12 protein-coding genes and 1 pseudogene are annotated in these 13,777 nt (G+C 57.6%); 9 read left to right on the forward strand and 4 right to left on the reverse strand.

The genetic code is table 11. The features are described from left to right. Window positions 1-120 precede the first annotated feature (120 nt). Together QE408_RS02980 and recX are read left to right on the forward strand one after the other, a co-directional pair. On the forward strand, window positions 121-1,368 hold the full coding sequence (locus tag QE408_RS02980; protein ID WP_306928409.1) for an adenylate/guanylate cyclase domain-containing protein: 1,248 nt from the start codon (window positions 121-123) through the stop codon (window positions 1,366-1,368). Between the two features lies 1 nt (window position 1,369). Then, window positions 1,370-1,897 (forward strand): annotated as a pseudogene (recX, locus tag QE408_RS02985) (recombination regulator RecX); the annotation flags it as partial. A 27-nt stretch (window positions 1,898-1,924) separates the two neighbouring features. Here recX and QE408_RS02990 read toward each other — a convergent pair. The 4 genes from QE408_RS02990 to QE408_RS03005 form a co-directional block, all read right to left on the reverse strand. Then, window positions 1,925-2,311: a c-type cytochrome gene (locus tag QE408_RS02990; RefSeq protein WP_306928411.1), complete on the reverse strand. Its 387-nt coding sequence runs from the start codon at window positions 2,309-2,311 to the stop codon at window positions 1,925-1,927. A gap of 102 nt (window positions 2,312-2,413) precedes the next feature. Next, window positions 2,414-2,944 (reverse strand): DUF992 domain-containing protein, encoded by a 531-nt coding sequence (locus QE408_RS02995; RefSeq protein ID WP_306928413.1) that lies wholly within the window; start codon window positions 2,942-2,944, stop codon window positions 2,414-2,416. A 317-nt stretch (window positions 2,945-3,261) separates the two neighbouring features. Further along, a complete protein-coding gene (locus tag QE408_RS03000; RefSeq protein WP_306928415.1) occupies window positions 3,262-4,083 on the reverse strand; it encodes an endonuclease/exonuclease/phosphatase family protein in 822 nt (273 codons plus the stop codon). A gap of 153 nt (window positions 4,084-4,236) precedes the next feature. Continuing rightward, on the reverse strand, window positions 4,237-5,697 hold the full coding sequence (locus tag QE408_RS03005) for a phospholipase D-like domain-containing protein (protein WP_306928417.1): 1,461 nt from the start codon (window positions 5,695-5,697) through the stop codon (window positions 4,237-4,239). A gap of 125 nt (window positions 5,698-5,822) precedes the next feature. Between QE408_RS03005 and QE408_RS03010 the strand changes: the two genes are divergently transcribed. The 7 genes from QE408_RS03010 to QE408_RS03040 all read left to right on the forward strand — a co-directional run bounded on the left by QE408_RS03010 (window position 5,823) and on the right by QE408_RS03040 (window position 13,650). Beyond that, entirely contained in the window at window positions 5,823-7,124 is a 1,302-nt protein-coding gene (locus tag QE408_RS03010) for a L,D-transpeptidase family protein (protein WP_306928419.1), read from the forward strand. Then, window positions 7,121-7,354, forward strand: coding sequence for a sulfurtransferase TusA family protein (locus QE408_RS03015; RefSeq protein ID WP_306928421.1), 234 nt, complete (start codon window positions 7,121-7,123; stop codon window positions 7,352-7,354). Before QE408_RS03010 ends, QE408_RS03015 begins: the two co-directional genes overlap by 4 nt. A gap of 96 nt (window positions 7,355-7,450) precedes the next feature. Beyond that, window positions 7,451-8,269, forward strand: a complete 819-nt coding sequence (locus tag QE408_RS03020; protein WP_306928423.1) for an N-formylglutamate amidohydrolase — start codon at window positions 7,451-7,453, stop codon at window positions 8,267-8,269. Further along, window positions 8,266-10,140, forward strand: a complete 1,875-nt coding sequence (locus tag QE408_RS03025) for a flavohemoglobin expression-modulating QEGLA motif protein (protein WP_306928425.1) — start codon at window positions 8,266-8,268, stop codon at window positions 10,138-10,140. Before QE408_RS03020 ends, QE408_RS03025 begins: the two co-directional genes overlap by 4 nt. A 12-nt stretch (window positions 10,141-10,152) precedes the next feature. Further along, the gene (locus QE408_RS03030; protein WP_306928426.1) at window positions 10,153-11,199 is read left to right on the forward strand and encodes a glutathione synthase; all 1,047 of its coding nucleotides are present in this window, start codon (window positions 10,153-10,155) and stop codon (window positions 11,197-11,199) included. Window positions 11,200-11,300: 101 nt separating this feature from the next. After that, window positions 11,301-12,194: a DMT family transporter gene (locus QE408_RS03035; protein WP_306930170.1), complete on the forward strand. Its 894-nt coding sequence runs from the start codon at window positions 11,301-11,303 to the stop codon at window positions 12,192-12,194. Window positions 12,195-12,381: 187 nt separating this feature from the next. Then, on the forward strand, window positions 12,382-13,650 hold the full coding sequence (locus tag QE408_RS03040) for a GNAT family N-acetyltransferase (protein WP_306928429.1): 1,269 nt from the start codon (window positions 12,382-12,384) through the stop codon (window positions 13,648-13,650). Window positions 13,651-13,777: the final 127 nt, after the last annotated feature.

Genomic DNA, 13,777 nt, shown 5'->3' on the forward strand with positions numbered 1-13,777 from the left:
ATATCCAATATTTCTTATCCTCCCGGCTCTTCCATTTTCCGTTATGATGCACCAAATGCCCTGCATTGAAGTGGGAGTGCTGCCGCCTCTTCAATCATGCAAAGGCGGAGAGGCGAGCACATGGCTCTTATGGAAACCGTAGAACTTCCGATCCCTGTCGACCAGACCGCGCTGTGGCCGCATCAGCGAAGCGATGTGCTCAACTGGCTGGTGACGGAGACGAGCGACAATCGCTATATCGACAACATCTTCGTCGAGATGTGCGGGCGGTTGCGACGCCAGGGTATTTCGATTGCACGCGCAACGCTGAATTTTCTGGTGCAGCACCCCCAATGGCGCGGCGCGCGCATCCTGTGGAACCAAGGCGAAACGGAAGCCGAGTTTGCGACCTATGCCTATGGTAGCGAAACGACGGCGGAATATTTGAACAGCCCGCTCTATGACATTCACAAGGGCGCGAACGAGGTCCGGCAAGCGCTCTACCTCCCAGGCCCCATCGAGCCGGACTACCAGATCTATCGGGATTTGCGCGAAGAAGGGTTGACGGAGTATGTCGCCTGGCCGCTTGAGCACACATTCGGCAAACGCCATGTGCTGACCTTCGCCAGCGACCGGCCGAATGGGTTTTTAGACTCCGAAATCCAGACGCTGAAAAGCCTTGTGCCAGCCATCTCGCTCGTCTCCGAAATACGCCTCAAGAACCGCATGGCCCGCACTTTGCTGGAAACCTATGTCGGCCCGCATGCCAGCCAGGAAATTTTGGAGGGCGCGACGCGTCGCGGCAGCGGCAATACGGTCAGCGCCGCGATCATGATCTGCGATCTGCGCGACTTTACCCGCATTTCCGACCTCTGGCCTCGTGACGACGTCATCGAATTGCTCAACGGCTATTTCGATGCGCTGGCAGAACCCATCGAGAAGCACGGCGGCGAGATCCTGAAATTCATGGGCGACGGCCTGTTGGCCATCTTCCCGTTGAACAATGGAGAGGCAGGGCCGAACCTGATCGCCGCCATTCGCGAAGCGCAATTGGCGCTCGAGGAACTGAACACCAGCAATATCGACAAGGGGCATGAGCCTTTCGGTTATGGTATCGGCGTTCATGTGGGCGATGTCATGTATGGCAATATCGGCTCCAAGAGCCGCCTCGATTTTACGGTGATCGGCCCGGCGGTCAATATCGCCTCGCGCCTGGAAACCCTGACCAAGACGGTTCACAGGCGTGTTCTGCTGTCAGAGGACTTCGTCGCGATGATCGACAACAAGAGCCAGTTCGACAGTATCGGCCCGCAAATGCTGCGCGGGCTCGAGCATCCGGTAGGAGTCTACGCTCTTAAGAACCCGCAGGGCGAGGCGCCGCAGACCTGATATGAGCGACGAGCCGACCGAGACCGCTCCCACAAGCCGCATGCTGACATGGGCCAGGAATTCCACGATCTACCGGCTGGAAAGACGGATGATGACGGAGCGGCAGCTTTTCGATGCCATTTCCCGCAAGGCCAAAGAAAAATTCGACGACATTTCCGCAGAACAGATCCGCGCACTGGCCGACTCTGCCGTGCGTTTTGCCTATGAAATCAAGGCGCTGGACGATAATGCCTTTGCCGAAATCACCACTCGCTCTGCCGTGCGCAGTGGGAAGTCCAAGCGGGCGATTGCGCAGAAGCTGAACCAGAAAGGCGTCAGCAAGGACATCGCGGCCCAGGCTCTTGAAGCGAGCGACGATCTTTACGCGGCCGTGGTGCTGGCCAGGAAGAGGCGTTTTGGTCCGTTTCGCCGTGAAGATGAGGTCGACGAGAAGCGGATGAACAAGGAAATCTCGGCTTTTGCAAGAGGCGGTTACAGCTTCGAATTGGCGAGCCGCGTCTATTCCATGGCTCTCGATGAAGCGGAAGACCATTCTCGCATCACGATAATGGCTGGCTCAGGGAGCCGGCTTTGTCTTGAGATAGGCGATGATGTTGTCGATCTCCGCTTCACTCCAGAGGCCGTAGAATCGCATCGCAGTACCCGGCACCTTCTTCTTCGGGCTCGAGAGAAACTCCCGTAACGCATCTTCATTCCAAACCAGACCGCCTGCCCCGGCATCCTTCATAGCCTGCGAGTAATTCGGATAATCGGAAACGGACCCCGCTGGCCTTCCCACGACGCCCATCAAATGTGGTCCAAGACGCGTCCGGGGCGTATCGACGTTGTGACAGCTTGAGCATTTGCCGAAGGCGCGTTCACCCGCCGCCGGATCGCCATCGGCATAAGCCCCAGTCGTCAACAGCAAAAGAACAGCAACGGCGAGCGACAAGATTGGCTTCATGGGATTTCTCTGGTCTGATAACGAAAACGCCCTCCCCGCTATGATAGCGAAGAGGGCGATTGTTGATCATGCGGCATTTTGACGTGGCCGCGATGATGCCGATCAGCCGTTGGCAGGCGTCAGGGTAACCGAGGTGCCCGTCGCAGCAACATTCAGGCCGACCTGGCCGGTAACGCTGATGGTCTGCAGCTGGATGGAGCCGGCAGTGCCACCAACGAGAACGTTTGCACCGACGCCGACGCCAACGGTGGCTTCAGCGGTCGCGCCCTGATAAAGGCCAGAGAGCGAGCCGCGGTGATAACCAGCCGTCGGAGCAAACACTGCCCAGACAAGCTTGCCCTGGGTGGTGAAGCCAAGATCAACACCCATCTTGCGGATCACACCGGTGTAGCTGTCGGTGCGGCGTGCGCCTACGGTGGACTTGAAGGTGCATTCCAGTTCCTTGGCCGAACCGATCACGTAGCCGACACCGCCGCCAACGTCGCAGGTCAGATAGCCGATCTTAACGCCATTACGGTCATCGCTGTCCTGGTAGGTTTCGCGGTACGGCGCCAGATCGGCTGCGACTGCGCTAAGCGGACCGCTCAGTCCAAGTGTCATGGCAGCGAACGTAACGGCAAAAGTCTTTTTCATCTGTTTTCTCCTGTTTTATTCTGTGACCCAACAGCCCTGAAGTCTTTGTCGGACATTCAATTGCGCACACTCAAAATGGTTCCACGAATTGATCGAGCCTGTTCAAGACCGTTGGAGAATCTCTTCAATCACCCCAACCCCATGATGGACTAGAAGTTCATTTGGGCGGGATAAGGGCACCCAGATACCGCATTCTTGAGGTGAATATCATTTGCCTCGTCGCATCGGTGATTGAACACCAGGCGGCGTTCGGACAGGCTGATGTTCAGAGACGGAAGAATTGGCACTCGGTTGTCCGTTTGAAAACCCGCAGCGATCTAGCCAGCGGCAGACATCTTGAGAACATCTGCGTTGATCGTCGCCTTGAGCGGCAGGTGGTCGGACGCCACACGCGCCAACGCGCTGTCATGGGCCTCGACCTTTTCGATCATGCCTTCGCGATTTGCGATGATACGATCAAGCGCGAGAACGGGAAGTCCCGAAGGAAAACTCGGCACCGCAGGCGGCAATGTCCCAAAGGCCTCGCGAAAGGTATTGAGCGATGAGCCATTGCCCAAACGCCACTCGTTTAAATCGCCCATCAAAACGGTTGGCTGCGCCTCGCGCTTGTTCAGCAACTCCACCAGCGCTTTCGCCTGCTGCGCGCGTGAATGACGCAGCAACCCGAAATGCGCCGCAATGATTCGAACCGTTCCCGCAAGCTTCAAGTCCAGCTCCACCACGAGCGCGCCGCGGGGTTCCAACCCAGGCAGCTTGACGGTGTGCACATCGCGGACAGCACCCTCACGAAACAGCACGACATTGCCATGCCACCCATGAGCCTTGCTGGCACCGGCCACCTGCACCGGGGTCAGCCCACAATCCCGCTCAAGCCGCCCGAGATCAAGCAGACCGGTTCGCTCACCAAATCGGCTATCGGCTTCCTGCAACGCAACCACATCGGCGCGCAACTCGTGAATGACCTTGCAGATGCGATCGGGGTCAAACTTACCGTCGCGACCGATACACTTGTGGACATTGTAGGAGGCAACGACGGGTGAAGTCTCCTGCGTCGATACGGGGTCGAGACATCGCCGGTTCTTGCGATTGCGCAACGAAGAGATGAAGACTGCAGGGAGACTATCGTTTTTCGGTCGCATCGTGTTCCTGTCTAGAGTGCCGTGCGTCCGTAAGACCGCACAAAGGACGCTCTAATTCTTTCAATCGACGCATGTTGCCTTGTGAAAATCCGCCTCAATTTTCACAAGGCAACACGCCGTGGGATTGCGTTAGGGTTGGACCCGATCCCGATGTCAAAGGTAAGGCGAGGCCAACCATAATACTCGTTCTGTCAGACGAACGAGAAAAGGCCTTGCCCTCAACTCTTCCAGCTTCACCGGCGTTGCATTTTCGAGTGCTAGCCCCATCCGTTCCGATATTGTGTTCGCAAAGCCTTCGTCCAGAACTTCCATATCCACCTCAAAGTTCAATCGAAGCGAACGCGGATCGAGATTTGACGAGCCGACATAGGACCAGCGATCATCGATGACGAGGAGTTTTGAATGATTGAAAGGACCGGTGGCGCGCCATATGCGGCAGTAACTTTTAAGCAACTGATCGAACTGTGCGGTCATGGCGCGATCGACCAGCATCAGATTGTTGGTCGCCGGAACGATGATATCGACCGAAACCCCTCGGCGCGCGGCCGTCGTCAGGGCAGAGATCAGTTCGCGATCGGGCAGAAAATAGGGCGACATGATGCGGATCGAAGACCGAGCAATGGAGAATGCGCCCATCAGCATCTTGTGGCTCGTCTCGATGCTGTTATCAGGACCGGAGGCGACGGCACGCATCAGGATCGGCTCGCCGGGTATACCATCGGGGAGGGTGATATCCCAGACTGCTCCGTCCAGACGCTCGCCGCTGGCAAAGCGCCAATCTTCCGCCGCGACCGCAAAGAGATCGGCAACGACCGGTCCCTGAACCTTGAAATGCGTGTCGTGCGATTGCTTCTCCCCATGGAACTCGCGGGTGAAGCCCTCGCGAATATTCATGCCGCCGGTAAAGGCGAACTTGCCATCGACGATCAGGATCTTTCGGTGCGTGCGCAGATTGGCATAGGGCAACCGGAGCCCCATGATCACATTGCCGTTGAAGACCGCGGATTTGATCTTTTCCAGTCTCAGCTTTGAAAGAATGCTCGGCACCGAGTATCGCGCACCAACAGCGTCCACCAGAACACGAACCTCCACGCCTCGCTCTTGCGCCCTAGCGAGTGCTGCGACGAAACGAAGCCCGATCCGGTCGTGATCGAGAATATAGGTTTCCAGAATGATCGAGCGACGCGCCTCACCGATGGCCTCGAGCATTGCCGCATAGGCCTCGTCTCCATCGGACAGGGTCTCGATGATATTGCCGGTGGTGAGCGCCGCACGCGTCACCCGGTCGCCCACGGTCTTCATGGCAACGAAGCGGCGTCCGAAGCGCTCAACGACAAGAGTATTATCCGCATCGAAGCGCGCGACCCGATCCATGATCGTGCCATGCATCAAAGACCGCTGTTGCCCCAGGTTGCTGCGCCTGATCCGGTTGATGCCGGCGATGGCATAGAGCAACGCACCGATGATGGGAGACAGCACGATGACGCCCACCCAACCCAGTGCGGAGCGCACTTCCTGTTTGGTCATTGTGGCATGGACCGCAGCCACGGTCCCCATGACAAGCGAGAGCAGTGCGAGAACGTGGGGCCAGTAGGCTTCGAACAATGCGATCATAACATGAATATAGCGATGAAAGAGCGGGCCGCAACGACCTGAATCACGAGAGAAAACAACTGACTTGTAATCAAATTCAATTTACCTTACGAGCATTAGACATCATGCAAATCGGTATGACGCCCATGCGTTTGAGACACATCGCTCTTCTTGCCTGCGCCGGTCTGATGCTTGCGGGCTGTAACGAAACGCTCGAAACCGTCGAGCGTGACGTGTCTCATGTCAAGAACAAGGTCGATTATCCCCTCTCCCCCACCATCCTTGCCGAGATGGACAACAAGAACATGGATCGCAATGCGCCGATCATGATTCGCATCTTGAAGGAGGAAGGTAAGCTGGAAGTCTGGAAGGCGAAGCGTGACAACCGCTTCGAGGTCATTGCTTCCTACGATATCTGCGCCTGGTCCGGCAAACTCGGACCGAAGGTGAAAGAGGGAGACAGGCAGGCGCCTGAAGGGTTCTACAACCTTTCGCCCGGCCACATGAATCCCTATTCCAATTATTATCTCTCGATCAACACCGGGTTCCCGAATCGCTACGACCAGGCGAATGGCCGCAACGGCACGAACCTGATGATCCATGGCGCATGCTCATCGTCGGGCTGCTACTCCATGACCGACGCGCAAATGCTGGAGATCTACGCCTTCGCGCGTGACGCCTTCAAGGGCGGACAGAAGACCATTCAGCTCCAGGCGCTACCCTTCCGCATGACCGCGGAAAACATGGCGCGCCATCATAAGAGTGAGAATTACGAATTCTGGAAGATGCTGAAGGTCGGCTACGATCATTTCGAAGTCACCAAGCGTCCGCCGGAGGTCAATTTCTGCGAGAAGAAGTACGTCTTCAATCAGCAGACGCAGGGCGGTCAGTTCAACGCCAGTGCCGCCTGCCCCGCCATGAGCACGCCGCCGGCACTCGCCAGCACATTGGCGAGCTACAACAAGACCTACGACCTTGCCTATGACAAGGCGATGAAGAAGTTCGACGGCATGGTCTGGTACGATCCGACCGAGGCGGAGCGCAAGGTCCTGGTTGCAGACAAGCGCAAGGGGCGCGAACCGGCTTATGCACCGACCGGCTCTGCTCTGAAGGCCGGCAAGCTGATGAAGGAAACCGAATTTGCTGCCCTGATGGAGAAGAAGGCGGCGAAGGGCATTTCCGCCACGGGCGCGACAGCCATTGCATCTGCCTCTGGTTCGGTGCCGCGCGCGACTGCTCCGGCGTCTCAGCCGACTGCACCACAGCCAGTCGTTGCTGCCCATCCATCCTCGATCATGCTCGCTTCCGCGACGACGGTTAAACCGCAGGTACCCACCGCAGCCACCCAGTCCGTGCCCGTGCCAGCCGTTAATCCGCTCGCTTTCAGTGCCCCGGAGCCCGAAGAGCCGGCAAAGAAACCATTTTGGAAGTTCTGGGCCAAGGAGTGACCTTGGCCACGGATGTCGTCTTCGATCTAAAGGGGCTCAAATGCCCTCTTCCGGTTTTGCGTAGCCGCAAGAAGCTTGCCGGCATGAGGTCTGGCGAAGACCTGATCATAGAGACAACTGATCCTCTGGCGGTCATCGACATTCCCCACATGTGCCGCGAAGACGGCCACGCTCTTCTCGAAAACGCCAAGACGGCGGACGGCCATCGCTTTCGCGTTCGGCGAGGTTGAGCGCATAAGGCACCCGGACCATTTCATGGTGCGTAGAGGTATCCTGGAACCAACATTCGCGCTTTCGTGTTTCTTCCCCGACTTCATGAGGGGAAAATGACGGAAAACGGAACGCGATCCAGCGCATTGAAGCGACAAATATGGTCGGCCTCCTTCGGGGAGTCTCCGATCATCGGCACCGCGATCCATGATGGCCATATTCTCCGCGATGACCTCGTGACCAACATCGCGCTGTCGGAGAAGGAGCGGCTCTATGAGGAAGATCCCTTCACCGGCGAAATGGTCGGCGGTCTCACCAACCGGATCGTCGGCCACAGATCCCGTTTTGAGATCGACCTCAACCGCGCAAAAGAGGCCGCAATCTATCTGACCCCTGAACAGTCATGGGGACTGAAGGTCTGGCATGAGCGGCCGGCGGATGCTGCAATTTCCGCATCTCTGTCCCTCCACGACGATTACTACGCCATGCTTGCGGCCTTTCTGGACCGCATTGAACATCGCTACGGCCGCTTCATCCTTCTGGACGTTCACAGCTACAATCACCGCCGTGAAGGCGCAGATGGACCTGCAGCACCGCAAGAGAAAGCACCCGACATCAATATCGGCACGATCTCCATGGATCGTGATCGCTGGGCCTTTGCAGTGGACGCCGTGATGGAGCACTTTGCTTCTGCCAATATTGGTGGCCGTAAGCTGGACGTTCGCGAGAACATTGCCTTCCAAGGCCGCGGCGAGCAGACACGCTTCGTTCACGAGAGATATCCGGAAACCGGATGTGCCGTTGCCATCGAGTTCAAGAAGATCTTCATGGACGAATGGACCGGAGAACCGGATAGGCGCGTCATCGCCGATATCAGACGCACCATGATCGATTTGGAAGCTCTGCTCGAACGGCTGTTGCGAGAACGCCAATGAGCAATGTTTCCCCTTTCAAACCGGCCATCGAAGAGCCACTGCTGTCGCAAATTGTAACTGCTCTGTCAGAAGGACAGGCGATCCGTAAGGATGTCGGCAAGGATGGACGTCTTCATATCGACCGACCGCTTCCCTTCCTCTGCCTCCACCTGACATACGGTACGAAGAATCTGGCAGCACGCGACATTGCCTCTGCCAATGCTTCCTACCTCATTGCATCGAGCCTCAAAGAAGCCGCACCGATCATCCAGGCGATCGGCGACGAGATGGTGAAGCGCTTCGGCGCCTTCGTGATCCTCGACATTGGCGAACTGGAGCACGACATCCTGCTTGCCGATGATTCACCCTTCCTGCCGCATTACGAAGTCGCGGTCTCCGCAACAACTGAGCGCGAGACCCAGAACGCCCGAAAAGCCTTCATCAAGGCGATCTGCGATGCAGAGGTTCGTTTTCGCACGCCGCGTATTACCCGGCCGGAGCCCGTCCAGGACCCGATCTTACGGCTGAACGAGGCTGGAATTTCTTTCCCCTGCATCAGCGTTCGCTTTGCCCCCATCTACCGCCAGCCGGAATCCGGAGCAGACTATCCGGGCCTGCGCGAAACGATGATCGCCGATCTCTTCGATGCCGGACTTCGCGCTTTCTCGGCCTTTGCGACTGAAACGAATACACTCAACATCACCACACATCGCGCGCTCGGACGAAAAGCGTTCGTCGATGCGGTGCGCCGTGCCGACCGCTCGATCGATGAAATTGCGCAGTCCTTCGATTTTCTCCTGTCGGTCACGCCGATCAATGCGCGTCAGGCCTTCGAGGAATTCAAGCAAAGCGATTTTGAGTATGCGCCGCATTTCCTTTATCGCCCGCTGGGCGTCGACGTGGAAGAGCAGAAGCGCAAGCTCTATTCAGTCGCCTTCGACCATCTGGAGGACCCGGTCCTCTATCATCTTTACCGCGAGAAGCAGCAGGAGATCGACCTGCAACTGACGATGCTCGCCCACCTGCACAAGCGACAATATACCGATTTTGGTCGCGCGCTGTACGGTTCGGTCGAGCCGGAACTGCTGGCACTCGCGCTTGATGTGCTTGCGCGCTGCAAGATGCCTGCCAATGAACACGAGATTCCGATGGTCGGCTGCTATGAAGTCGCGCAAAAGGCCCGGGAGATGGTCGATGCCTATCACCAGGAGGAGGCGAGCTTCAAGGCGCGCGTCGAAATCCGTGATGACCTTCCACCGGGTCTCATAGTGACAGGCGAAAAGCTGCTGATCTCGCGCCACACGGTCATGGAACAGCGCCGTCTCGACGCATTGCTGCATCATGAAATCGGCGTCCACCTGCTCACCTACTTCAACGGCTCTGCCCAGGGCCTTCGGCTCTTTCGCAGCGGTCTTTCCGGCTATGAGGGCGTGCAGGAAGGTTTGGCGGTGCTGGCCGAGCATCTTTCGGGCGGCATGACACGCCAGCGCCTGCGCCTCGTGGCCGGACGCGTCGTCGCCTGTGCCGCCATGCTCGAGGGGGCAAGTTTCGTCGAGACCTATCGGCTGGTGACGGAAGAGCACCATTTCGATCAGGCGAACGCCTTCAACATGGTGCTGCGGGTCTATCGCGGCGGCGGACTGCCGAAGGATGCCATCTACCTTAGAGGTTTGAGCGAAATCCTCCAGCATCTGCGAAAAGGTGGCGCCCTTGACCCGTTCTGGATGGGAAAGATTTCAGCGGCCCATTTCCCCATCATGCAGGAGCTTTCGCTCCGCGGACTGTTGCGACCGCCCGGCATACGCCCGGCTTTTCTCTCGCTGGCACGCGCCAATGAGCGGCTCGAAAAAATACGATCAGGACTGTCCATTGCCGAAATGGCAACGCTTTAAGGAGGGGGACCCATGCGCCTAGCGTTTTTTGTCAATTCAATCGAAGGTGAGCATCCAAGCTACGCCACGGGACTTCTAGCGATGGCAGCGCTCAATCGCGGCCACGAAGTCATCTATCTGACGCCCGGAGATTTCACCTTGCGCCCGGATGACACGCTCGTCGTCCATGCTCTTGTCATGCCAAAGCAAAAATACAAGAAGGTCGAGAGTTTCCACGCGGTCCTGCAGGAACGCCAGTTGCAGAGAGAAACCATCGACATCGAGGAGATCGACGCGCTGATGCTGCGTAACGATCCGTCGCTCGATCAGACCGCGCGGCCTTGGGCGGTGCATTCCGGCATTCTCTTCGGCCGGTTGGCCGAGCAACGAGGCGTGATCGTTCTCAACGACCCGGAAGGCCTGGCGCTCGCGCAGAATAAGCTCTACTTCCAGAGCTTTCCTGAAATCGTTCGCCCGACCACGCTGATTTCCCGCAATGTCGAGGAAATTCGCGCCTTTGCTGATGCTCATCCCAAAGGCGTCATCGTCAAACCCTTGCAGGGTTCAGGCGGCAAGAACGTCTTCAAGATCGGCTCCTCGAAGGAAACGAACCTGAACCAAATTTTTGAGGCGATCAGCATCGAAGGTTATCTTATCGCCCAAGCCTATCTGCCCGCGGCGAAGAATGGCGATATCCGTTTCTTCATGATGAATGGCGAACCGTTGATGCGAGACGGCGCCTATGCCGCGTTGCGTCGCGTGCCAGCAAAGGGCGATCTGCGCTCCAACATCCATGCCTCGGGCACAGCGGAAGCGGTCGAGGTGAATGACGAGGTACTGGCGCTTGCCGAAATGATGCGGCCGAAGCTGGTGGAGGACGGCATGTTCCTCGTCGGGCTCGATATTGTGGGTGACAAAATCCTTGAGGTGAACGTCTTTTCTCCGGGTGGTCTCGGCCATATCCGCGAACTCACCAGTGTGGACTTCACCGATACCGTTATCGAAGCTGTGGAAAAAAAGGTCTCCATGCAGGCGGCTTCAGGCGGTATGGTGAGCAACCGGCTGCTGGCCACGCTGTGATCCACCTTGCGACCGCCTCGGCGAGGAAAATCCAATTGACCGAATCCGGACGCTTGCCTAACTGTTCCGGCATCACCTCTCTTGCCGGAACAATCAACGTCATGAAGTCGGGCCAACTCGCCGCCTATATCTTTCTTGCTGTGGCCTGGGGCCTCTCTTTCATGCTCGTGCTCCATGTGGTGGGCGCGTTTGGCTGGGTGGGGGCCGTGTCGCTCCGATGCTTCATCGCCAGCATCACGCTCTATCTGGTCGCCAAGGCGATCGGTCGTCATCTGGATTTTTCGGCTGGGTGGCGCGCTTTTGCCATGGTGGGAACGACGACCGTTGCCGGACAGTTGATCGGCCTCTCCTACGCCACCCCCTTGATCGGCACCGCGATGGCGGCAATCATGGTCGCCAGCATCCCGCTCTTTTCGATGATGATCGGTCAGTTCTGGGGGTTGGAAAAGATGTCGCCGCAGTCGTTGCTCGGCATCGCCTTCGGCATCCTCGGCATCGTCATTCTTGTCGGCTTCCCCGCCGTTCCCATCACAGAGGCTTTTGTGCTTGGCTGCATCGCCTGCATGCTGGGCTGCCTATGCGCTGCCTTCGGCAGCAACTATGCCAGCCGCTACCTGAAGGGGACTGGCTCTTGGGAAATCACCATCGGCTCTTTCTTAGCCGGCGGCGTCGTCACTCTGCCCCTGCTTGCCGTCGTGCCTGTTCCAACAATACCGTCCCTGCTCGATATCGGCTACTTGTTCGCTCTTGCCATCGTCATGAGTGCGCTGACCTACATCACCTATTTCCGCCTGGTCGCGACGATCGGCGCCACCAAGACGATCAGCGTCGAATTCGTGGTGACTGTAATTGCCGTGTTCATCGGTGCATTTGCTCTGGACGAGCCGCTATCGGCAGCGCAATTCATCGGTGCCGGTATCATTATCATAGGTTGCGCTCTGGTCCTCGGAGTTCTCCCTGCCCGCAAGCGCGCGCCCGTCGTTCCCGATTTATGATCTCATGCGAATATTTCGTTGCGGGGGCACTCAACATTTGTCCGATCCCGATCTATGATCAATACGTTATGGTACCCGCTGGAGCGTGATGACTTCTCACCCGTCCCATTCGCCTGAGACCAATTAAAGTACGGAAGCTGCTTCGGCTTTTATGGTAATCCTACATCCAGCAATGGTATAGAAGAGCATGGCAAGCGACCCAAACGATCCGGATTTCAGCGAAAATCGATTCGCCATGATGAAGACCTCCGTTGAACTGGAGCGACCCGAAGCGGATAGCAGTATCCGTGTCGGTCGCGAGGGTCGTGAATTCTGCATCTATCCCGGCCAGCTTGGTTACGATCTTCAGGAAGAACTCGATTTCCTGTCCAACCGCGTGATGGAGCCGAACGTCTTTTTCACCGGACGGCTTCTGGCACCAGCCATGCCGCGCATCGACGACCGCTCCGTTCGCTTCGCCCTGATGCGGGATGAAAATGGCACGCGCAGCCGCATGCGTTTTCTCATGCCTTTCACCGTCGAGAAGCCCGGCTTCTCCGTCGGCCCATCCATTCTGCGCGCCTGGGCCAATCCCTTTGGTCCACTCGGAACGCCGCTTGTCGATATTGAAGGTGCCGGTGAAACGGTCGATAATCTGCTCGACGCCCTGATGCAGCCGGAACTCAGACTCCCCAAGGTGCTCGTTCTTCCCTTGGCGCGGTTGAATGGCCCCTTCGTGCGAATGATCCGGACGATCGCCATGACCCGAAACCTTCCGGTTGCGACCGCCGAACGCGACAGAAGGCCGCTTCTGGAAAACGGTCCGGATGCTGACAGCTTTCTTCATGACCGGCTTTCGGACGCTGACCGCGCGCTTCTCAAGGCCAAATGGTCGGATCTGGAAGTAATGGGAGAGGTCACCTATGACGTCGCCCGCCAGGCTCGCGACGTGCGCATGCGAATGGAGGAGTTTCTGGCGCTGGAGGCGCATGGCAGGAGTAACCGCAAGCGCAATGCGCTCGTTACCGATCGCTACCGCACCGCCTTCGCCCGCGAAGCCATGAACAACCTGGCAGAGATCGACTCGGCGCGTATCCACACGCTCAACCTCAACGGTGAAGCGATCGCCTCCGTCGTCATCCTCATGGCCATGGGCGAAGCCTTTATTTGGAAGGCGGCATTCAACGAGCGTTACGCCAACTATATGCCGGAGCGTCTTCTTGCCCATCGGCTGACCGAATGGCAGCTTGACGACGCCAACATCATCCGGACCGACAGTTGCGTTCCAGAAGAGGAATTGCCCCTCAACCAATTGTGGGGCAACACTGCCGAGATGGGAACGCTTGTCATCGGCCTTTCGCAAAATAGCGACCGTGACGTACGTCAGGTAGCAGCCCAGGTCCACATGTACCGAAACACCCGCAACCTGGCTAAAGCCTTGCGTGCGCGCATCATGTCGCTTGGACGCAAGGCATAAGCTTGATCGATCGTAGCGGTTGTTAAATCACCCATTGCTTTCTAACGTGTCTGTCTGGTCGCAATCTGATGCGACCGGATGGAGAGATAAACGTTTGGTTCTTGCAGCGACTTCCGAAAGGCGCGTC

Origin of the sequence: Agrobacterium larrymoorei, assembly GCF_030819275.1 — a bacterium.
GTDB classification, from domain to species: Bacteria; Pseudomonadota; Alphaproteobacteria; order Rhizobiales; family Rhizobiaceae; genus Agrobacterium; species Agrobacterium larrymoorei_B.

Coding starts and splice junctions, on each gene's coding strand:
- QE408_RS02995 (WP_306928413.1), bottom strand. CDS start 2,944: ATGAAAAAGACTTTTGCCGTTACGTTCGCTGCCATGACACTTGGACTG.
- QE408_RS02980 (WP_306928409.1), top strand. CDS start 121: ATGGCTCTTATGGAAACCGTAGAACTTCCGATCCCTGTCGACCAGACC.
- QE408_RS03005 (WP_306928417.1), bottom strand. CDS start 5,697: ATGATCGCATTGTTCGAAGCCTACTGGCCCCACGTTCTCGCACTGCTC.
- QE408_RS03000 (WP_306928415.1), bottom strand. CDS start 4,083: ATGCGACCGAAAAACGATAGTCTCCCTGCAGTCTTCATCTCTTCGTTG.
- QE408_RS03025 (WP_306928425.1), top strand. CDS start 8,266: ATGAGCAATGTTTCCCCTTTCAAACCGGCCATCGAAGAGCCACTGCTG.
- QE408_RS03020 (WP_306928423.1), top strand. CDS start 7,451: ATGACGGAAAACGGAACGCGATCCAGCGCATTGAAGCGACAAATATGG.
- QE408_RS03035 (WP_306930170.1), top strand. CDS start 11,301: ATGAAGTCGGGCCAACTCGCCGCCTATATCTTTCTTGCTGTGGCCTGG.
- QE408_RS03040 (WP_306928429.1), top strand. CDS start 12,382: ATGGCAAGCGACCCAAACGATCCGGATTTCAGCGAAAATCGATTCGCC.
- QE408_RS03010 (WP_306928419.1), top strand. CDS start 5,823: ATGCGTTTGAGACACATCGCTCTTCTTGCCTGCGCCGGTCTGATGCTT.
- QE408_RS02990 (WP_306928411.1), bottom strand. CDS start 2,311: ATGAAGCCAATCTTGTCGCTCGCCGTTGCTGTTCTTTTGCTGTTGACG.
- QE408_RS03030 (WP_306928426.1), top strand. CDS start 10,153: ATGCGCCTAGCGTTTTTTGTCAATTCAATCGAAGGTGAGCATCCAAGC.